The sequence below is a fragment of the Nostoc sp. FACHB-152 genome, assembly GCF_014697475.1.
Lineage (GTDB): Bacteria > Cyanobacteriota > Cyanobacteriia > Cyanobacteriales > Nostocaceae > Nostoc_B.
The window spans coordinates 1-21,085 of sequence record NZ_JACJRV010000096.1; the positions used below are offsets into that span (position 1 = coordinate 1).

The window sequence follows — 21,085 nt, forward strand, 5'->3', positions numbered from 1 at the left end:
AGTTAATATTAGAAATTTTGTAAATTGTGGCTATTTTAACTTCTCTAACGTAAAGAAAAATAATCCTTCATTATACCAGAAAATATTTATGCAAGAGTTCTGTTGGACTAATAAATCTTGTAGCTTCGTTACGAGCAAATGGCATCATTGCCAAGTCCCACCCTGCTAAATATGCCGGGAGTTGTTTATAGTCTCTACCACCGAGGTAATGAATATTTTCCCCTTGTGGTAAGGTTGCGGGATCGATTTTTACAACAGGGCCAATCACTACCAAATGCCAATCAGGACGCGCCTGGGCAATCCCGCCTAGCAGTTCAATATCCATGCGTTCATCAATCACACCAAAAAATCCCAGACGCGGATGAGGGATATGAGCTTGATCTGCGGCTTCTTCCAGTGTTCTCGCTTGGGCAAAGTGAGGTACATCTACACTGCTGGGGAATGCATACACGTTGGGATGTTGATTGACTTTGCTTTCGTAGAGGCTTTGCCCACCTGTAAATACTAAGTCTGCACGATTGAATAATTCTGCCTCATAATTTTTTAAAGCAGTTGAGGCTCCTTTAAACGCAGATAACTCATCCATGCAATCATATATAGTTGCCAGGGATTGCAAGTGGCTGGTAAAAGCAAGTGCCATTGGTGTGTAATACCAACAAATATAATTGCTGATATTTTGCTCGGCAAATAAACTATCTATTAATATTCGCAAGTCTGCATTCTTCGCTTCTTCGTTTAATCCTTGCGGTAGATGCGGTACAACTACTACTACCCCACTCTCATCTTGGCTGATATCTAACCGCCCTAACGGTTCTTCGCTAAAAATTGGTTCTTCAATAAAGTAAACTCGCTTTCCTTGAGCGCAGCGACTTAGAAGATGTTGCGGTCTTTGATAAACGAAATTCCAACGCAAGTGAGACAGACAAACTATATCAAACGCATCGTTAAGAGTTTTATTTTTTTGACTTTTTTCGTTAGTTTTAGCGGAAATTTTCAGAGAATATGCACCTGAAGATTGCAAATTTTTTAAATCTGATATCTTGGCTTCAGTTTGATTTGCTAATGAAGCTTGACTAGCTCCGTTGGTTTGTAATTCAGGCTCTTTCCGTGGTGGCATAGATTTACTCATTTTGGAAAATTTTGGTTGAAAAGTAGATTTACACAACTATGCTTGTGACTGACTACACAAGAAATAACAAACATAGATGCTGATATTTAGGCAAATAGTTAATTTAGTCACAGCAATAAAAAAGCTAAGAAATGTTGAAATCTCGCCCTTGTTTTAACTTTTTCATAAAATATATTCAATTGAATCGAGTTTTCAACATTAAGCCTTTACCTTTCATAAAGCTTATATGCTTTATAATTCCTATTCTTCTACTCAAAGTGGAAGTTTTCTCTGCCAAAAGAGGTACTTTATTGTTAAGAATTAATTGTTAACAAAGTTAAAGGTGGAACCAACAAAATCAACAATCTGAAATTACTGCTTCTGCATTGTCATCCTAGCACAATCAGCTTTACCAAGGGAGTAGCTTACCTTTTAACGTCATGATTTGTTCTCGTAATTCTTTATACTGGAGAGCCAGATATTATTTCTAATTACACTACACAAGCAAATGAAAAATCTTATCCTACTATGGTTTTAGTTTGCTTTATGCTGATAGGTAAAAGATTACCAGCTTTATTTGTAAACGAATTCCTGATGTAGGGCAGGATGGGAAAAAATGACATCTGACCCAACCATTGCTTACTCCGCATTTCAGCAGTTTGAGCGGGCTAGATTCTCTCAGATCGCTCAAGAATATGATCAAACTATTGCTGCGATCACATCTGGGGTAAATAATGCCATATTAGATGCTGTGGGAGCAAAGTGTGGTATTCAATTGCTGGATGTGGCTTGCGGAACTGGGTGGCTCAGTGCTGCGGCAGTAGAACGGCAGGCGATAGTTACTGGATTAGACTTGGCAGAGAATATGGTGGCTATTGCCAGAGTGCGATGTCCACAAGCCCAATTCTATACCGGGGATGCCCTTGACCTGCCCTTTGATTCAAACCAGTTTGAGGCGGTCGTCTGTAACTTAGGTATTCTCCACTTTCCTGAGCCAGAAAAGGCGATCGCAGAATCCTTTCGAGTGCTTAAATCAGGAGGGCGTTATGCCTTCACCTGCTGGACACCACCGCAATACAATCCGTTCATGGCTTTGATACTGGGTTCGGTACAGACTTACGGCAATATGGATGTCAATCTACCACCAGGGCCGCCCCTGTTCCGCTTTGGCGACCCCACAGAATGCACTCATGTTTTGAGTGCGACGGGATTTACCCAAGTGTCTGTGAATGAATTGCCTATCAAGTGGACTTTCTCTAAACCTGAAGATGTTATGCCAACAGTGGTTATCAGTACGGCACGTCTTGGCCCGATGCTGGCAATGCAAACTTCTGAGCAACGACATCATATTGAGAACGCTATTATCGAGGGAGCCTCGAAGTATGCCACAGACAATGGTGTAGAAATTCCTGCTTCTGTGGTGTTGGCTGTAGCTAGCAAACCATGAAATAGAATTTTTCTTAAATAGCAGATAACTAAATGGGCTGTCCAAGAGTTCAAAAATTTGATGTTGTTGTATTGTAAGGAAAAGACCTGAAAACTGGGGTGAACTATGCTACGCTCATTCACTACATGGGGAGTTGGGGTGGCGTTGACTATTATAGGTTTGGCTGCAAATTCACAAAGTGCAATTGCACTCACACAATATCCATTTGAAACTACTTACAACGGGCAAACGACTCTCACACCCATTACACAAAATATTTTCAGAATCAGCAGTCAAGGAAATAATATTAATGCGCCATATGGTCTAAATCGGCTGACAAATATCAGCTATGGGGAATTTTTACCCAGCACAGGTACAATTACTATTGATCCAGACCCAGCCCAGTTTAGGTTAGAAAACTTAGCCTTTGGTAGCTTCACTCTTTTCGGGCAAGGAGAAGATAGATTATTTGGCACTACTAGTGGTCTTGCCGTACTTGATTTCCCAAATGCTGTCGGAAGGGTAACAAATACTATCTCTATTACTGGTGGTTCAGGAAGATTTCGCGGTGCAACTGGAACGCTTCAATTGTCAGAGAACCTCACACTCAACAATCCAGACATAACTGCACCCGTAACAGGCGTACCGAAAATCTCAGGTACTTTTCAAACTGTTCCAGAACCAAACCAAACAACAGCTTTGCTTTGTATAGGTGTGATTGGTTTTTCTATGTTAAATCGTTGGACAGGTTTCAATAGCAAGATGTAGAGTTAGATAAGATTAACGATTATTCCTATCGTCCTGCCTTTAAGCTCGTTATTCACTAAATTTTATTAAGAATTATTTGGGCGGCAGCTTCATCGGTAATCAATCCCGTAATTAACTGACCGCGTAAAGCCGCCAAAATCGCTTCTGCTTTGTTCACGCCGCCTGCTACACCTATAATTAGCCGACAAGCTGGTTGTTCAAGCTCAACACTAGCAACCCGATTATTAGTACCTTCTTGTAGTAATACTCCATAAGGATTGTAAGCCCAACCGGCAATTTCTCCTACTGCACCCAGTTCAATTAATTGAGCAACTTCATCATCATTGATAAAGCCGTTTTGATGTAAGGGTGCATTCCAGGCGATTTGGCTGATGCCGACAAATGTTGCTTTGGCTTGCTCTGCCAGAGTTTTAACAGCAATAAACGATCGCTGTGTCTGCAATAATTCCCGTTCTTCAATACTAGTTGCTACAACTGGAGTCGGGACTGGATATGCTTGGGAACCGACGCGATCGGATAAATGCATCACTACTTCATGCCTACCAGCGCGCCCACAGTGAGACATATTCCCAATAATGGAAACTATTTTATGTTGGGGTTGGTTCATGGAAGGAATTTGCTCTACCATTGCGCGCAAGGTACGGCCTGATGATAAAGCTAGTATGGTCGGGGTTTTGGCAATCAGGTAAGTTTCTAGGTGGGTGGCAGCACATACACCAATGCCACTGAGGGTATCACCATTGCCTGCGTCCGTTGGCACTACTTCACAAAGCGACAGCCCAAACGTATTGCGTAACGACTCCGCTAAGGCAATACATTCACTTAGAGGATGATCAAGGCGAAATTTGATCAATTTTTCACTGACAGCCAATGCCACCAAGCGTTGTGCAGCCTGCCGGGATACATTCAGCTTTGCTGCAATCTCTTCTTGTGTATTGCCAGCGATGTAATAAAGCCAAGCAGCATGAGCAGCCAAATCCAACTTGCGATCTCTTCGATCCAAGGAAGCTTCTCCCATATCCCACCTTTAATAACTATGTCCCTATCAAAAGGATGATTGCACAAATTTGAGTATATGCCCAAAGATATAAATTTTGCTCAATAGCTGAAAATTTCTATTCACCACCAGTTACCTCCAGGTTAAACCCAGTGATATAACTAGCCTCGTCGCTCATCAGAAACGCTACTCCATTCGCCACCTCTGCCAAACTTCCCAAGCGGCGCATTGGTAATGAATTAATCATCTGTTGCTCAACCACCTTGGGGTCGGCATCAAAATACTGAGAACCGACTGCGGCTTGTAATTCTGTTTGCCGAGTCCACATAAAACCAGGGCCAATCAGCGCAGGAGAGAGGGCGTTCACCCGGATATTGTAAGGTGCTAAATCTTTCGCTGCTGTCTGAGTCATACCAATAACTGCAAACTTAGAAGCACCATAAGCCAGCATATTTGGCGGCCCGACTACGCCTGCATAACTCGCCATGTTCACGATCGCACCTCCACCCGCTTCGCGCAAGTGCTGGGCAGCCGCCTTTAGAATGTGAAAAACACCAATAACGTTAATATTAATCACCTTTTGAAAGTCATCTTCAGGATACTTGTCAGTTGTGGCAAATACTCCTTGATAACCCGCATTATTGAAGACATAATCAATCCGTCCAAACTTCTCTACAGCACTAGTAAAGGCTTGAGCAACATCATCTGCTGATGTGACATCACAGCGAAATGTGCCGATAGGAATGTTGTAATCTTTTAGTTCCTCAGCTACCTCTACCATTTTCGGTTCATTCAAATCTAACAACGCGACACCTGCGCCATTAGTAGCAAAACGTTGTGCAGTTGCCTTACCAATATCGCCTGCACCGCCTGTAATCAGGATAGTTTTGCCAGCAAACTGATAGGTTGCAGTCATAAGTTCAACCTCTTATTGAAGAATTGTTGCAAATGCCCGTCATTGAAGAGGGGTTGGTATGATTCTATTATTGAGCTTTTACTCAAATTTAGAGCATAAAATCAAAATTTTCTCCGTTCGATTTTTTATATCAAAGGAGTAATGCGATGCGTATCCCCCGCTTCGCTAAAGTGCTAGTTGCATTTCTTGCTGGAGTGATGCTGGCACAACTGCTACACGCTTGTTCACCACGCTCCCAAGCCGCAGAAAAAACTACACTAACGATCGCCACTGTGAATAATGGCGATATGGTAGTCATGCAAGGACTTTCCCGCAAGTTCGAGGAAGCTAATCGTGATATTCAACTGCGGTGGGTGGTGCTGGAAGAGAATGTTTTACGCCAACGTACAACTACAGATGTTGCAAGTCAAGGCGGTCAATTCGATGTTTTGACCATCGGTTCTTATGAAACACCAATCTGGGCTAGGCGAGATTGGTTAAGACCGTTGGATTTAGGTGCAGATTACGATGTAAACGACTTGCTCAAACCCATCCGCGAAGGACTTTCCAATAACGGTAAACTTTATGCCGTGCCATTCTATGGCGAAAGTTCTATGCTGTACTACCGTAAAGACTTGTTTGACAAAGCCGGAATTACAGTTCCCGAACAGCCGACTTATCCCCAAATGAGAGAATGGGCAAGCAAGATTCACGATCCCAAACGTGGAATTTATGGGGTTTGTCTGCGTGGAAAACCGGGTTGGGGCGAAAACATGGCATTTGTTACCACCTTGGTCAACACCTATGGTGGACGGTGGTTTGATATGAAATGGCAACCGACAATTAACACGCCAGCTTGGAAAGAGGCTATTTCCTTTTATGTTGATTTACTCCAAAAGTACGGGCCACCGGGAGCCAGTTCTAATGGATTTAATGAGAATCTCGCATTATTTTCTACAGGTAAATGTGGGATGTGGGTAGATGCAACGGTTGCGGCTGGGCTGCTATCTAATCCCAAAGAATCCCAAGTGTACGATAAAGTTGGCTTTGCCCGTGCGCCAATTGAAAGATATCCTAACGGTTCAAATTGGCTTTGGGCATGGGCTTTAGCAGTTCCCAAAACCTCAAAGTCACCCCAAGCCGCCCAAAAATTTGTTGCTTGGGCAACCTCCAAAGAATACATCCAACTAGTTGCGAAGGAAAATGGTTGGGTTGCTGTCCCACCAGGAACTCGGACTTCCACATATCAAAATCCCAACTATCAAAAAGCTGCACCCTTTGCCCCAATTGTGCTGAAAGCGATTCAATCTGCTGATGTTACTCGTCCATCTGCCGAACTAACTCCCTATAAGGGTGTTCAATATGTGGATATTCCAGAATTTCAGGCAATTGGGACTTCAGTCGGGCAGACTTTAGCAGCTGCGTTAACTAATCGGACTTCGGTAGATGAGGCGTTACAGCGATCGCAAAGATCCACGGAACGCTTTATGAAACATACAGGTTATATCGAGTAGAGGGGCTAGGGCTAGAGACTAGGTTCAATAGATCCATTGCTTACTCACAAACTTTCACAATTCAAAATCTAAAATTCTTTTAGGTTATGTCTTCTTCGTTAACGGTAAAACCTCAATACGAAACGCCACCACCCACTAGGCACAGGTCTAAGCGGCAAGCGTCAACTTTACCTTTGGTTGCGCCTTCGGTTACTGTCTTGTTGCTGTGGATGATTGTGCCGCTGGTGATGACTGTATGGTTTTCATTTCAGCGATATAACTTGCTGAATCCAGATGCACGCAAATTCATCGGGATTGAAAATTTCACGTTCATCCTGACTGACTCAGCTTTATGGACTTCAATCGCAATCACAATTATTCTAGTTGTCTCGGTTCTGGTAATCACAATCGGTCTAGGCACACTCTTAGCAGTCCTATTTGACCAAGACTTTTATGGGCGTGGAGTAGCGCGGGTGCTGGCAATTTCGCCGTTTTTTGTGATGCCTACAGTCAGTGCCTTGATCTGGAAAAATATGCTGATGCATCCAGTAAATGGGCTGTTTGCACAGATTACCAGAGGCTTGGGTTTGGGAGCAATTGATTGGTTTGCTAGCGTTCCCCTGCTTGCCATCATTATGATTGTTTCCTGGGAATGGTTGCCTTTTGCATTGCTAATTTTATTGACTGCGATTCAGTCACTCGATCGCGATCAGTTAGAAGCAGCAAGAATGGATGGGGCAAATGCGATCGCTCTATTTCGTTTTGTCATACTACCGCATCTCAGCCGCGCTATTTCCGTGGTCGCCATGATTGAGACGATTTTCTTCCTCACCATCTTTGCCGAAATCTTTGTGACCACAGGCGGTGGGCCAGGACTAGCAACCACTAACCTAGCTTATTACATCTTCTTAAAAGCCTTACTAGAATTTGATGTCGGCGGTGCATCAGCTGGGGGATTAATTGCCGTCATCCTGGCCAACATCGTGGCTATCTTCTTGATGCGTAGTGTTGCACGTAATTTGGATACCTAACATGGCACGTAAAACCTCAAAGCTGTGGCTATGGACATTACTCGGTTGGCTTACTGCTTGCCTGTTATTTTTCCCGATTTTTTGGATGTTTCTCACCAGCTTCAAAACCGAAGTCGCCGCAGTTTCTACTCCTCCGCAGTTATTTTTCCGCCCAACATTAGAAAACTATGTTGCCATCCAAGACCGGGCAAATTATTTCAATTATGCATTTAACAGCGTAGCAATTTCCCTCGGCTCAACTATAGTCGCGTTGCTGCTTGCCATACCTGCCGCTTACGCAATGGCATTCTTCCCCACCAAACGCACCAAGGGAACTCTGCTGTGGATGCTGTCTACAAAAATGCTGCCACCCGTTGGCGTATTAGTCCCCATCTACATTTTGTGTCGCAACGCTGGGTTACTAGATACCCGCATTGGTTTAATTATCATTTATACCCTGATTAATTTGCCCATCATCGTTTGGATGATTTACAGCTTCTTCAAAGAAGTTCCCAAAGATATTCTCGAAGCCGATCGCATGGATGGCGCAACCACACAGCAAGAACTGCTTCACGTCTTGCTACCACTAGCATTACCCGGAATTGCCTCCACCGCCTTACTCTCAATTATCTTGTCATGGAACGAAGCATTTTGGAGCCTGAACCTAACAACAGCAGACGCAGCCCCACTTACCGCCTTTATTGCTTCATTTTCCAGCCCCCAAGGATTATTTTGGGCAAAACTATCAGCCGCATCAACACTAGCGATCGCACCCATCCTCATCTTCGGTTGGCTAAGTCAACGCCAACTAGTCCGAGGCCTCACCTTCGGTGCAGTGAAGTAGACACTCTTCTTCTCCTCTCTGCGCCTCTGCGTCTCTGCGTGAAAAAAACAAAACCCCTAATAAAAACGTCTTATGTCAACAGTTGCATTAAGAGATATCCATAAAACCTACGCCGACACAGAAATTATCAAAGGTGTTGATCTTGATATTAGCGATCGCGAATTTGTCGTTTTCGTCGGCCCCTCCGGTTGCGGCAAATCAACCCTACTCCGCATGATAGCTGGACTCGAAGAAATTTCCTCCGGCGATTTACTCATCGACGGGCAAAAAGTCAACGATGTCCCACCTGATAAACGCGGTTTGGCAATGGTCTTTCAAACCTACGCCTTATATCCCCACATGACAGTCGCGGAGAATATGGCCTTTAGCCTCCGGCTTGCAGGTATGCCGAAAGCCCAACGCTATGAAAGAGCGCGGGAAGTCGCCCGCATCCTCCAATTAGAACCACTTTTAAACCGCAAACCCAAAGAACTATCAGGAGGACAACGCCAACGGGTAGCGATTGGTCGTGCTTTGGTGCGGAATCCCAAAGTATTTTTATTTGATGAGCCGTTATCTAACCTAGATGCAGCCTTGCGCGTGCAGATGCGGATTGAACTTGCTAGTTTACACGACAGCTTGCAAGCCACGATGATTTACGTCACCCACGACCAAGTTGAAGCAATGACCCTTGCTGACAAGATTGTAGTATTGCAAGGCGGCATCATTGAACAAGTCGGTTCTCCCCTAGAACTTTACCACCATCCCCGCAATATCTTCGTTGCTGGATTTATTGGTTCACCGAAAATGAACTTTATCCCAGTCACTGTGTCATCAGTTACTGATTCTGGGACAACGGTAAGACTTCCTGGTGATGCAACTGTGATGATTCCCGTGCAACCCAGAAGTCTATCGGTTGGCGATCGCGCCACATTAGGGATTCGTCCCGAACATATGCGGCTTGATGGTAATTACCCAAGCATAAATGGCGAAGTGTTAGTTGTGGAAAGATTGGGCGGAGAAACCTATCTCTACATCAAGATTGCGGGTGGTGACACCATAGTCGTGCAAACAGATGGAGATAACCCCGCCCAATTACACGATTTCGTGCCGATTTACATTAACGGTGAGCTTTGCCACTTGTTCAATCAAAGCGGTGAAGCAATTCCTAAAGCTCGTCGCCACCATTTAACCACCAGTGAATCCCATGAACAATATCAGCACAGGTTCAGCAATCAAGCTGAATGAAACCTCTTTGTCTCGGTTAGCGAGTAACGTTCGCGTACCCCAGTACAATCGCCATCAAATCACCAATGGCATTGTCCATATCGGTGTGGGTGGGTTCCATCGCGCACATCAGGCATTATATCTTGATAACTACTTTCATCAGCACCCCGGCAGTGATTGGGGAATTTGCGGGGTTGGGTTACTGGAATTTGATAAACGGATGCGGGATGCACTGGGTTCGCAAGATTGTTTATATACCTTAGTTGAAAGGTCGCCAGAAGGCGACAAAGGCCGTGTAATAGGAGCAATTACAAAATATCTCTTTGCCCCAGATAACCGCCAAGCAGTAATTGACACCTTAGCAGATCCCAAATGTCGCATCGTCACCCTCACCATTACCGAAGGCGGCTACTACTATATTGAAGGTAGCGGTGAATTCGATGCCAATCACCCAACCATCCAGTATGATTTGCAGCATCCCGACGAGCCAATTGGCGTATATGGCTTTTTGACAGCAGCCCTTGAACGCCGCCGCCAACAGGAAATAGCACCGTTTACTGTCTTGTCCTGCGATAATTTGCAAGGTAACGGCAACATTGCCCGGAAAATGTTGACTACATTTGCCGAGATGCAGAACCCAGAATTGGGAAGTTGGGTAGCTGAAAATGTTGCCTTTCCTAACTGTATGGTCGATCGCATTACCCCCGCCACCACCCCAGCCGATATCAAAATGGTGGCAGAACAATTTAACATTGATGATGCTTTTCCAGTCGTTGCCGAACCATTCCTTCAGTGGGTAGTTGAAGACAATTTCTGTGCAGGTAGACCTGATTGGGAATCGGTTGGTGTGCAGATGACAAAGGATGTTCATCCATACGAGATGATGAAAATCCGGCTGCTCAATGCAAGCCACCTGTTAATCGGCTATCTCGGTTCCTTGGCAGGTTACACCTACGTCCATGAAGTCATGGCCGATCCTTTAATTAGGCAAGCCGTGGATCATTTAATGGCAGAAGTAACACCAACACTCCAACCTGTACCAGGAATTGATTTAGACGATTACAAACAGACCTTAATCGAACGCTTTGCCAATCCCAAGATTCGTGATCAGCTGCCGCGTCTTTGCCTCAATAGCTCCGCCAAAATGCCAAAATTTGTTTTAGGCTCAGTCCGTGACGCATTGCACCAAAAAGGAGCGATTAATTACATGAGCCTCACGGTTGCAGCTTGGTTCCGTTACCTCAACGGCAAAGATGACCAAGGTAACGCCATTCCCATTGATGACCCAATAGGAGGTACTTTAACGCAAATAGCTCGTACCAGTGGTTCTGATGCCAAACCATTGCTCAACCTGACTGAGATTTTTGGCGATTTATCGCAATCGTCGCTTTTTGCCGATGCAGTTACGAACCATTTACGCAGGTTGTATGAGTTCGGAGCTAAAGAAACATTAACTCGATTCTGACCAAGCCCAGTTGGGGCGGGTGTAGGGGAGCCAGCCGCGTGGGCGGGTTTCCCGACTTGAGCGGACTGGCGTGTGGGGTGTAGGGGAAGAAAAAACCTTTAACCCTTACCCTTTAACCTTTTCCCCAAACCAATTCTGAGTTCAAAATGCTTATCCGAACCGTATTGCCTTACACCCCACACCCCACACCCTACACCCAGCCTAAACGCATAACTTTGCGATCTACTGACTTATAAATGGAGTCCATACCGAAATGCGAATTGAACCATACGAAGATAGTCACCTTGATGCCATCAAGAGCCTTTCGATTCGGGCATGGTCTCCGGTTTTTGATTCGCTTGAGAAAGCGATGGATCTTGACGTGTACCGCGCATTCTATCCCGACGGTTGGCGTGTAAGCCAGCTTCATGCTGTCGAGGGAGTTTGTGCTGCTGCGGACACAAAGGTGTGGGTGGCGATTGACTCTGATGCAATCATGGGCTTTGTAGCTGTGAAACTCCACTCCGAGAGCAGCATGGGAGAAACCTATATGGTTGCCGTCGATCCAGACTATCAACGTCAAGGCATTGGCACTGCTTTGATGGAATTCGCTCTGGATTGGATGAAAGTTGCTGGAATGTCGGTTGCTATGGTTGAGACTGGAGGCGACCCAGGCCATGCCCCAGCACGTTGTACTTATGAAAAACTGGGTTTTAGGCTGTTCCCAGTCGCCAGATACTTCAAGAAGTTGGGTTAGTTCACGATTAAGGATTTGGAGGGGCAATTGAGTGACATCGTAATTGGCTTAGACTTGGGTACAGGAGGAGTACGGGCGATCGCAGTTAACCTCCAAGGGCAAATTATCGCACAAGCAACCAGAAGTTATCCTCTGTTAACTCCCCAACCCGGTTGGACGGAACAGAACTCATCAGATTGGGTCGAAGCGAGTTTAGCTGCTCTTTCTGATGTTACTCAACAGCTAAATGGATACCAAGCGATTGCCCTCGGTTTATCGGGGCAAATGCATGGTATGGTTCCTCTCGATGCGGAAGGTCAAGCAATCAGACCGGCAATTTTGTGGAATGACCAACGCACAGGTGAAGCTGTTGCTGAGATTGAAGCCACTATTCCTCGTCAAGAGTTAATCCAACGCACTGGAAATCCAGCAATCAACGGGTTTCAACTGCCCAAACTCTTATGGTTACGGAGTGAAGAACCAGAAGCATATACTCAATTGTGGCAAATTCTGTTGCCAAAAGATTATTTAGGATATGTGTTAACAGGCGAACCAGTAACAGAACCATCTGATGCGTCTGGTGTTGGATGTCTGAATCTGGCAAATCGGCAATGGGATAAAGATATTCTGAATGCTCTTGATATTAACCCAGCATTATTTCCCCCAGTTATCGAATCTACCGCGATCGCTGGACGATTGAAACCAGAAATAGCCACCCGTGTAGGACTCCCAGCCGGATTACCTGTAGTTGCTGGCGGAGGTGATAATGCAGCCGCCGCAATTGGTTTGGGTATCTCATCCAGCAATCTCAATCGGGGTAGTTTAAGTATTGGCACATCCGGAGTTATCTTTGCACCATGCGTAGGCGTAGCGCGTCGTAGACATCGCCCAATTCCCGATCCTCAAGGTCGAGTCCATTTGTTTTGTCATGTGGATGGTGGCTATCATCTATTAGGCGTGACCTTGGCGGCTGGTGGATCGTTGCGTTGGTATCGAGATACATTTGCACCGCAGATATCCTACACTGATTTGATGGATATGGCAGAGCGATCGCAACCAGGAGCGCGTGGTGTTTTATTTCTACCCCACCTCGCAGGAGAACGTAGCCCCTACCTTGACCCAGATACACGGGGTGCTTTTGTGAATTTGTCATTAGCTCATACACAAGCAGATATCATCCGTGCTGTTTTGGAGGGGGTGGCATTTAGCTTGCGGGAAGCCTTGGAGGTGATAGGTGCGATCAATCCTGTGCATCAACTCTTGGCAACTGGTGGAGGCGCACGTTCTCGCATTTGGTTGCAAATTTTAGCAGATGTGTTGCAGACAGAACTCATAGCCCCGAAAGCCGAAGAAGGAGCCGCTTACGGAGCCGCTATTTTAGCAATGGTGGGGGTTGGTGCTTATCCTCATTTAGAAGCTGCACTCAATCTAGTGTCATCAGATATTCATGTGATACTACCACAGACAAATCCTTTGTATGAAATAGGCTTTAATCGCTACAAGCTACTTTACGATACTTTGAAAGTTGTTCGTTCTTAATAGGTGAAGAAGATTTTCTTGAACCACCTATAGGAATCCGGTTTGATTACTAATACCAAATTGCAATACTGTATAAAAAAACTATCCTTAGGCAGATTTTATAAAATATTTTGTTACTCGGTACACCTCGCATGACAGATTGACTGAGATTGATTTATATATGTTATGATTTTTCAGACATTAATATTACGGTTTGTATCGTAGTTCTAATTTAGTAAGCAGTAAATTTATTTTGATGTTTAACCTAAAACGGCTTAAAAGCAAAGTTAAAAAGCTAATATAGCCAAGTAAATTTAGCTATATTCAAATTTGGAGTACAGATTTTATTAATAAAGTTGATTTTTCTTAAAAATTTACTCATGTATATTTAAACTCTTATCTTCAAAAGTTATGTAGACAAGGATGTTAGATACTGAGTATTAATTTAACCAGCCAAAGGAGGACTCGATAATCATCGTCAATAGTAATGTAGTGAATCATTTTAGTCGTGAGTATTTTTATTGTTTATGGCTAATGTTAGAGACCAGCGAGTTGAGGATTAACTATGAATGTAATTTCAAATGACAGTGGGAATATAAACAAGATGATTGGAAATTTACTAGATATAAACATAGTAGAATGAATTAAAACTACTAAAATTCCACTGCAAATTTGAGCAAAATAGAAAGTAGCAAAAAGCTATAGAAGGTTTAACAATAATGATAAAAAACAGCGAACTTAGAGTTAATCAGAGTGCAAGACTAAAATTAAAGCTTGGAGATGAACAATATGAGAATTTCTCCAGGACAGAAGTTTTTCAAAACCGAACAATTGGGAAACCTTTAATTTTAAATATCGTAGAATAACTCTAAATTCAGCTAAACTCTCCAATCGCCAAAGATATAATGCAACCTTTATGGCGCAATATTTCCAATGAGAACATTTGCATAATTTAGAGATTTACTGAATACAGAGTTAACTAATTCACAAAGTTTACCTCAATGAATATTAGTGTTTAATAACATTGTTAAACATCTATAAAAGCAAGCTTTTTTATTGAAAGCTGATTTTGTGATGTCTTTATTCTGTAGGATAAAGAGCATTAGTTATTACTCAAGTTCATTAAGGTAAATTGGATTCACTGCGAACAGCATCAAATTTTTTAGTCAATTTGAATAAAGGTCAAAAAACATGAGTCAAGTCCAAGCAACTTTTGAGGCTACAGAAACCGCGTTTCACGTACAAGGTTACGAAAAAATTGATTTTAGTCTTGTTTATGTAAACGGTGTCTTCGATATTAATAACAGAGAAATTGCAGATAACTATGCAAAATTCGGACGCTGTTTAACTGTAATTGATGCTAATGTCTATGAGCTTTATGGCAAGCAAATCAGGTCATATTTTAAGCACTATGACATCGAACTAACAGTATTTCCCATCATTATTACTGAGCCAGCTAAAACTCTTGCAACTTTTGAGAAAATAGTTGATGCTTTTTCAGACTTCGGCTTAGTTCGCAAGGAACCAGTCTTAGTCGTTGGTGGGGGTTTAATTACTGATGTGGCTGGTTTTGCTTGTGCGGCTTACCGTCGTAAGAGTAACTATATTCGCATCCCTACTACGTTAATTGGTTTAATCGATGCAGGTGTAGCGATTAAGGTAGCGGTAAATCATCGCAAGTTAAAAAATCGCCTGGGAGCATATCATGCACCTTTAAAAGTGATTCTGGATTTCTCATTTTTGAAAACTTTGCCAACGGCTCAAGTCCGCAATGGTATGGCAGAGTTAGTAAAAATTGCTGTAGTTGCTAACTCAGAAGTTTTTGAACTTCTATACGAACATGGCGAAGAGCTACTTTCCACTCACTTTGGACACTTGAATGGTACACCAAAAATCAAAGAAATTGCTCATAGAGTCAATTACGAAGCAATCAAAACTATGTTGGAGTTAGAGACTCCAAACCTGCATGAATTAGACCTTGACCGGGTTATTGCTTACGGTCACACTTGGAGTCCGACTCTAGAACTAGCACCTCAAGTACCTCTATATCATGGTCATGCTGTCAATATAGATATGGCCTTGTCTGCAACTATTGCAGCAAGACGTGGTTATATCCCCACACAAGAGCGCGATCGCATCTTAGATTTGATGAGTCGTATAGGTTTATCACTCGATCATCCTCTACTAGATGGAGATATGCTCTGGTATGCTACCCAGTCTATTAGCCTGACACGAGATGGCAAACAACGCGCAGCTATGCCTCGTCCGATTGGAGAGTGCTTCTTTGTCAATGATTTGACTCGTGAAGAACTTGATGTGGCCTTAGCTGAACACAAACGTCTTTGTGCTAAATATCCTCGTAGCGGCGCAGGCGTTGACGCATACATTGAAACTCAAGAAGCTCAGTTATTGGGAGTGTAAACAGATGACTAATGTTGCAGAACTCCCAAAAGCTAGACCAATCACACCACACAGCATTTTAGTAGCCCAGCTACAGCAAACCCTCAAATTAGCCCAAGAGAACAACATACCTGCCGAGGTATTAGATTCTTTGGTGCAAGCGGTTCAATTAGCCCAAGGTTTAGATCCTTACTTGGATGATTACACCACCCCAGAATCGAGTGCATTAAAAGCATTGGCGCACAAAACTTCCAAAGAGGACTGGAGTAAACGCTTCAGTGATGGGGAAACAGTACGTCAACTAGAACAAGAGATGCTCTCAGGGCATCTTGAAGGACAGACTTTAAAAATGTTCGTCCACATGACCAAAGCCAAGCGCGTTTTAGAAGTAGGAATGTTCACAGGATATTCAGCCTTGGCAATGGCAGAAGCACTACCAAGCGATGGGCAACTGATAGGTTGCGAAGTTGACCCTTACGTTGCTCAATTTGCTCAAGCTTGCTTTAGTGAATCTCCTCACGGTAATAAAATCGTCGTCGAAGTAGCACCGGCTTTAGAAACACTCCACAAGCTAGCAGCTAAAAAAGAATCATTTGATTTAATCTTTATCGATGCCGATAAAAAGGAGTATGTAAATTACTTCCAGACCATCCTGGATAATGATTTGCTGACTACTGACGGGTTAATCTGCGTCGATAATACTTTGTTGCAAGGACAAGTTTACTTACCGCCAGAACAACGTACCGCCAACGGTGAAGCGATCGCTCAATTTAACTCTTTTGTTGCTGCTGATCCTCGTGTAGAGCAAGTTCTTTTACCCATTCGAGATGGTATAACCCTGATTAGACGAGTTGTGTAATCGAGAAATGAGTACAGAAGACTAAGCCTAGGCTTAGTCTTCTAAGGGATGAAAAAGCTAAGAAGGAACAATTTCCGCTTGCTTCCTCATCTCTTCTCAAGCAATTTTTGCAAGGGTAGTTGTTATATAAAAATCCAACGGTACTTAGGAAAATGAATCATGGCAGTACTTCGTATCCTGCATTTAGTTGGATCTGCATACAATCATTTTTATTGTGAGTTGTCACGCAATTACGCCCAAAGCTGTCTAGTAGCTACAGCAAATCCATCGCTCTATGACTTTCTGATTGCATACATCACACTTGATGGCCAGTGGCGATTTCCTGAGTCTCTCAGTCCAGAAGATATTGCTGTTGCTAAACCGATGCCTCTATCAGATGCTATACAGTTTATAACAGCGCAAAACATTGACTTGATGTTGCCACAAATGTTTTGTCTCCCTGGAATGACTGACTACCGCGCACTATTTGACTTGCTAAAAATCCCTTATATAGGCAATACTCCAGATGTGATGGCAATCACAGCCCACAAAGCCAAAACTAAAGCAATTGTCGCAGCAGCAGGAGTGAAAGTCCCTTCTGGAGAACTGCTCCGCCAAGGAGACGTTCCCACAATTACACCTCCAGCAGTGATTAAACCTGCAAATGCCGACAACTCTTTAGGGGTGTCTTTAGTCAAAGATGTTAGTGAGTATGACGCGGCCTTGAAGAAAGCATTTGAATTTGCTTCGGAGGTAATCGTAGAAACATTCATTGAAGCCGGTCGAGAAGTCAGATGCGGTGCTATTGTCAAAGATGGGGAGCTAATCTCTTTACCTCTGGAAGAATATCAGATAGACCCCCAAGTAAGACCTATCCGCAGCTATACTGACAAATTCAAAATCCCAATTGAGGGCGACTTGGCTTCAACTGCTAAAGATTATGTTCCTGGTTGGATTGTAGATATTAATGACCCGATCACCCAAAAGGTTCAGCAAGAAGTTAAAAAGTGTCATTTGGCTTTGGGCTGTCGCCACTATAGTTTATTTGACTTTCGGATTGACCCACAGGGACAACCTTGGTTCTTAGAAGCCGGGTTGTTTTGTATTTTTGACCACAACGCGGTAATTGCCTGTACAGCGAATGCAGTGGGAATTTCTTTAAATGAGTTATTTATGGCGGCAATCAATGAAGCGTTGAGCGCGAAATAATGTCCTATTAAAGACTTATCATTTGTACATTGTTGAGTCAAGCGAGCATATATCATTGTCACAATTACAACTATGAAGGAGCAGATATTTGCAATATTCCAAAACTTGGGAACTCTTGCATTACTAGCGATCGCATTTCCCTTTAACTGCACTGTCGTACTTACATTGCTATTGTGGAATTTTTTTAGCCGAAGCTATGCCAAGCAAGTGGTTTTGAACCAGAATCCGAAAAATATTTTGATCGGTGGTGGTAGAATGACCAAAACCCTTCAGTTGGCGCGATCGTTTCACGCGGCAGGGCATAGAGTCATTTTATTCGATCTCGAAAAATACAGGTTCAGTGGTTATCGATTTTCTAACTCTGTGGCTAGATTTTACACAGTTCCTGACTCGCACGAAGATTTAGAAGGCTATACTCAAGCCGTGCGGGCGATCGCCAAAAAAGAAAACATAGACTTTTTTGTCCCGGTAGGTATTTTTGCTGCCAGCTACTTTGACTCGGAGCGCAAGCCAGTGTTATCAGGCTATTGTGAGAATTTTCACTTTGATGCCGATACAATGAGTATGCTAGATAACAAGTTTACCTTTGCCCAAAAAGCGCGATCGCTATCGCTATCTGTCCCAAAAAGCTTTCTAATTACCGATCCCGAACAAGTTCTTAAATTTGACTTTTCCCACGAAAAACGCCAGTACATTCTCAAAAGTATTGTCTATGACTCTGTTTTACGCTTAGATTTGACCAAGCTACCAATGGAGTCTTACGAAAAAATGGCACTTTATGTTAAAAGTAAGCCAATTAGTAAAGATAACCCTTGGATATTGCAAGAGTTTATTCCAGGAAAAGAATACTGTACTCATGACACAGTGAGAAATGGTGAATTAACGGTGCATTGCTGCTGTGAATCATCTGCTTTTCAAGTCAATTACGAAAACTTGGAACACCCAGCAATTAAAGAGTGGGTGAGTCATTTTGTCAAAGAATTACAATTAACTGGACAACTTTGTTTTGACTTCATTCAGGCGGAAGATGGGGCAATTTATGCCATCGAGTGCAATGCTCGCGCTCACTCTGCAATTACAATGTATTACAACCATCCAGGTTTAGCCGATGCCTATCTTAGTCAAGAGCCTCCGGCTGAACCTCTGCAACCTCTGAGTGATAGTAAGCCTACTTATTGGCTTTATCACGAACTTTGGAGACTTAATGAAATTAGATCGTTAAAGCAGTTACAAAAGTGGTTTAAAAATATTTGGCGAGGAAAGGATGCAATATTTGAAGTTAACGATCCACTACCGTTCTTGATGGTACATCACTGGTACATTCCTTTACTATTACTCGGTAGTTTGCGCTCCTTACGAAGTTGGGTAAGGATTGATTTCAACATCGGGAAACTCATACAGTTTGGAGAAGACGTAAGATATGGCAAGTCTACCTCTGCAACTTCTAAGCAGATCGTAAGCTGACTTATTGTTGTCTATTATGAATTTATTTGTGTAGGCAACATATTGCTTTAAGGGCAAGTAAACTTGCAATCGCTTTTCAATCGCATTGTCAAAGATCGTTCCCGCTTTGAGCAAGTGTTGGTGCAATTCTAGACAGCTTGACGATTATATGTGCAAGTGTAGTCAACTAAGGCAGCATCGGATCTTTTTATGCCGCTTCATTTTTCTGGGCTACCAGTCACCAATTCCATTATCATCTCACAATCATAATTATGAAGGCGCGTATTTTTGTAGTGTTCCAAAACTTGGGCACTCTTTTATTACTGGCGATCGCATTTCCTTTAAACTGCATCGTTGTCTTAATATCGCTACTGTGGAGCTTTCTTAAGCAACCATTTGGCAAGTCAATTGTTGTCAACCACAATTCCAAAAATATCTTGATCGCTGGGGCTAGAATGACTAAAACTCTTCAGCTAGCGCGTTCATTTCATACCGCAGGACATCGGGTTATTATCATCGACATTGAAAAATTCTGGCCAAGTGGTAACAAATATTCCAACTCTGTTGCGGGCTTTTACACTGTTCCCGATCCTAGCAAAGACTTAGAAGGCTACGTTGAAACTCTACACGCGATCGCCAAAAAAGAAAAGATCGACTTTTTTATTCCTGTAGCCATTTTTTCTGTCATTCACTACGATCACGGCAAGCCACCATTACCAGACTATGTAGAGTTTTTTCACTTCGATGCTGATGTCACGAAGATTCTGGATGACAAGTTTGCCTTTGCTGAAACAGCGCGATCGTTTGGTTTATCAGTCCCCAAATCTTTCAAAATTACCAATCCCGAACAAGTCCTTAACTTCGACTTTTCTCAGGAAAAGCGCAAATACATTCTTAAAAGTATTCCCTACGATCAAATACGCCGCTTGAATCTCACCAAGTTACCTTGCGATACTCAAGAACAAACAGCAGCATTTGTCAAGAGTCTGCCTATCAGTGAGGAAAACCCCTGGATTATGCAGGAATTTATCCCAGGTAAGGAATACTGCACTCACACCACCGCGCGAGATGGAGAGTCAAGAATGTACTGCTGTTGCGAATCCTCGGCCTTTCAAGTCAATTACGAAAACGTCGATAAACTAGAAATTATGCAATGGGCGAGTCATTTTACCAAAGAACTAGGAAAAACCGGGCAACTTTCCTTTGACTTCATCCAAGCAGAAGACGGAACTGTTTACGCAATAGAGTGTAACCCTCGTACTCACACCGCCATTACAATGTTTTACAATCATCCAGGAGTAGCGGATGCTTATCTTGGTAAAGAGCCTCTAGCTGAATCTTTGCAGCCTCTTGCTGATAGTAAGCCAACCTATTGGCTGTACCACGAAGTTTGGCGGCTGAATGAAATTAGATCGTTTAAGCAACTGCAAACTTGGGTAAAAAACATTTTGCGGGGCAAAGAAGCAATTTTTGAGGTGAGCGATCCTTTACCCTTTCTGATGGTACATCACTGGCAGATTCCCTTGCTAATTCTCGACAATTTACGCAGACTCAAAGGTTGGGTAAGAATAGATTTTAATATGGGCGAACTGATAGAGTGAGAAGGAAGAAATCAGGTATTCAGTGGAGAACTACCCCGCCAAGGGGACGCAGGACTGTTTCATTCTCAAAAGAAAAATGGTTGAATCAGAATGATAACAGTATTTAATCAGGGTGCTAATGACTGCCAGCTTAATCACAGAACTTAAAA

General features: G+C 43.2%; 17 protein-coding genes. 14 read left to right on the plus strand and 3 right to left on the minus strand.

From position 1 onward, the window contains the following. Nucleotides 1-70 precede the first annotated feature (70 nt). Entirely contained in the window at nucleotides 71-1,117 is a 1,047-nt protein-coding gene (locus tag H6G76_RS32080; RefSeq protein WP_242056614.1) for a hypothetical protein, read from the minus strand. A 607-nt stretch (nucleotides 1,118-1,724) separates the two neighbouring features. Between H6G76_RS32080 and H6G76_RS32085 the strand changes: the two genes are divergently transcribed. Beyond that, nucleotides 1,725-2,555 carry a class I SAM-dependent methyltransferase gene (locus tag H6G76_RS32085; RefSeq protein WP_190709921.1) on the plus strand — a complete coding sequence of 277 codons (831 nt, stop codon included), beginning with the start codon at nucleotides 1,725-1,727 and terminating at the stop codon, nucleotides 2,553-2,555. Between the two features lie 105 nt (nucleotides 2,556-2,660). Further along, a complete protein-coding gene (locus H6G76_RS32090; protein ID WP_190709923.1) occupies nucleotides 2,661-3,302 on the plus strand; it encodes a hypothetical protein in 642 nt (213 codons plus the stop codon). A 55-nt stretch (nucleotides 3,303-3,357) separates the two neighbouring features. Here H6G76_RS32090 and H6G76_RS32095 read toward each other — a convergent pair whose 3' ends face one another. Together H6G76_RS32095 and H6G76_RS32100 are read right to left on the minus strand one after the other, a co-directional pair. Further along, nucleotides 3,358-4,305, minus strand: a complete 948-nt coding sequence (locus H6G76_RS32095; RefSeq protein WP_242056615.1) for a sugar-binding transcriptional regulator — start codon at nucleotides 4,303-4,305, stop codon at nucleotides 3,358-3,360. Nucleotides 4,306-4,417: 112 nt separating this feature from the next. Next, on the minus strand, nucleotides 4,418-5,215 hold the full coding sequence (locus H6G76_RS32100) for an SDR family NAD(P)-dependent oxidoreductase (protein ID WP_190709927.1): 798 nt from the start codon (nucleotides 5,213-5,215) through the stop codon (nucleotides 4,418-4,420). A 146-nt stretch (nucleotides 5,216-5,361) separates the two neighbouring features. Here H6G76_RS32100 and H6G76_RS32105 point away from each other — a divergent pair, with 146 nt between their 5' ends. From H6G76_RS32105 to H6G76_RS32160, 12 genes are all read left to right on the plus strand, one after another. Beyond that, complete coding sequence (locus H6G76_RS32105) at nucleotides 5,362-6,708, plus strand: sugar ABC transporter substrate-binding protein (protein WP_190709930.1); 1,347 nt, start codon at nucleotides 5,362-5,364, stop codon at nucleotides 6,706-6,708. Nucleotides 6,709-6,794: 86 nt separating this feature from the next. Continuing rightward, a complete protein-coding gene (locus H6G76_RS32110) occupies nucleotides 6,795-7,718 on the plus strand; it encodes a carbohydrate ABC transporter permease (protein WP_190709932.1) in 924 nt (307 codons plus the stop codon). A gap of 1 nt (nucleotide 7,719) precedes the next feature. After that, nucleotides 7,720-8,541 (plus strand): carbohydrate ABC transporter permease, encoded by an 822-nt coding sequence (locus tag H6G76_RS32115; protein ID WP_190709934.1) that lies wholly within the window; start codon nucleotides 7,720-7,722, stop codon nucleotides 8,539-8,541. A gap of 72 nt (nucleotides 8,542-8,613) precedes the next feature. Beyond that, on the plus strand, nucleotides 8,614-9,768 hold the full coding sequence (locus H6G76_RS32120) for an ABC transporter ATP-binding protein (protein ID WP_190709936.1): 1,155 nt from the start codon (nucleotides 8,614-8,616) through the stop codon (nucleotides 9,766-9,768). Continuing rightward, nucleotides 9,728-11,212 carry a mannitol dehydrogenase family protein gene (locus H6G76_RS32125; protein ID WP_190709938.1) on the plus strand — a complete coding sequence of 495 codons (1,485 nt, stop codon included), beginning with the start codon at nucleotides 9,728-9,730 and terminating at the stop codon, nucleotides 11,210-11,212. Before H6G76_RS32120 ends, H6G76_RS32125 begins: the two co-directional genes overlap by 41 nt. A gap of 361 nt (nucleotides 11,213-11,573) precedes the next feature. Beyond that, nucleotides 11,574-11,948 (plus strand): GNAT family N-acetyltransferase, encoded by a 375-nt coding sequence (locus tag H6G76_RS32130; RefSeq protein WP_313934867.1) that lies wholly within the window; start codon nucleotides 11,574-11,576, stop codon nucleotides 11,946-11,948. A 27-nt stretch (nucleotides 11,949-11,975) separates the two neighbouring features. Beyond that, the gene (xylB, locus tag H6G76_RS32135; RefSeq protein WP_190709942.1) at nucleotides 11,976-13,466 is read left to right on the plus strand and encodes a xylulokinase; all 1,491 of its coding nucleotides are present in this window, start codon (nucleotides 11,976-11,978) and stop codon (nucleotides 13,464-13,466) included. A gap of 1,170 nt (nucleotides 13,467-14,636) precedes the next feature. Continuing rightward, nucleotides 14,637-15,866, plus strand: a complete 1,230-nt coding sequence (locus H6G76_RS32140; protein ID WP_190709944.1) for a sedoheptulose 7-phosphate cyclase — start codon at nucleotides 14,637-14,639, stop codon at nucleotides 15,864-15,866. Between the two features lie 4 nt (nucleotides 15,867-15,870). Further along, nucleotides 15,871-16,704 carry an O-methyltransferase gene (locus H6G76_RS32145; protein WP_190709945.1) on the plus strand — a complete coding sequence of 278 codons (834 nt, stop codon included), beginning with the start codon at nucleotides 15,871-15,873 and terminating at the stop codon, nucleotides 16,702-16,704. Nucleotides 16,705-16,863: 159 nt separating this feature from the next. Next, nucleotides 16,864-17,892, plus strand: a complete 1,029-nt coding sequence (locus tag H6G76_RS32150) for a D-alanine--D-alanine ligase (RefSeq protein ID WP_190709947.1) — start codon at nucleotides 16,864-16,866, stop codon at nucleotides 17,890-17,892. A gap of 72 nt (nucleotides 17,893-17,964) precedes the next feature. Continuing rightward, entirely contained in the window at nucleotides 17,965-19,356 is a 1,392-nt protein-coding gene (locus tag H6G76_RS32155) for an ATP-grasp enzyme (RefSeq protein ID WP_190709949.1), read from the plus strand. A 251-nt stretch (nucleotides 19,357-19,607) separates the two neighbouring features. Further along, a complete protein-coding gene (locus H6G76_RS32160) occupies nucleotides 19,608-20,936 on the plus strand; it encodes an ATP-grasp domain-containing protein (protein WP_190709951.1) in 1,329 nt (442 codons plus the stop codon). The last annotated feature ends 149 nt before the right edge of the window (nucleotides 20,937-21,085 follow it).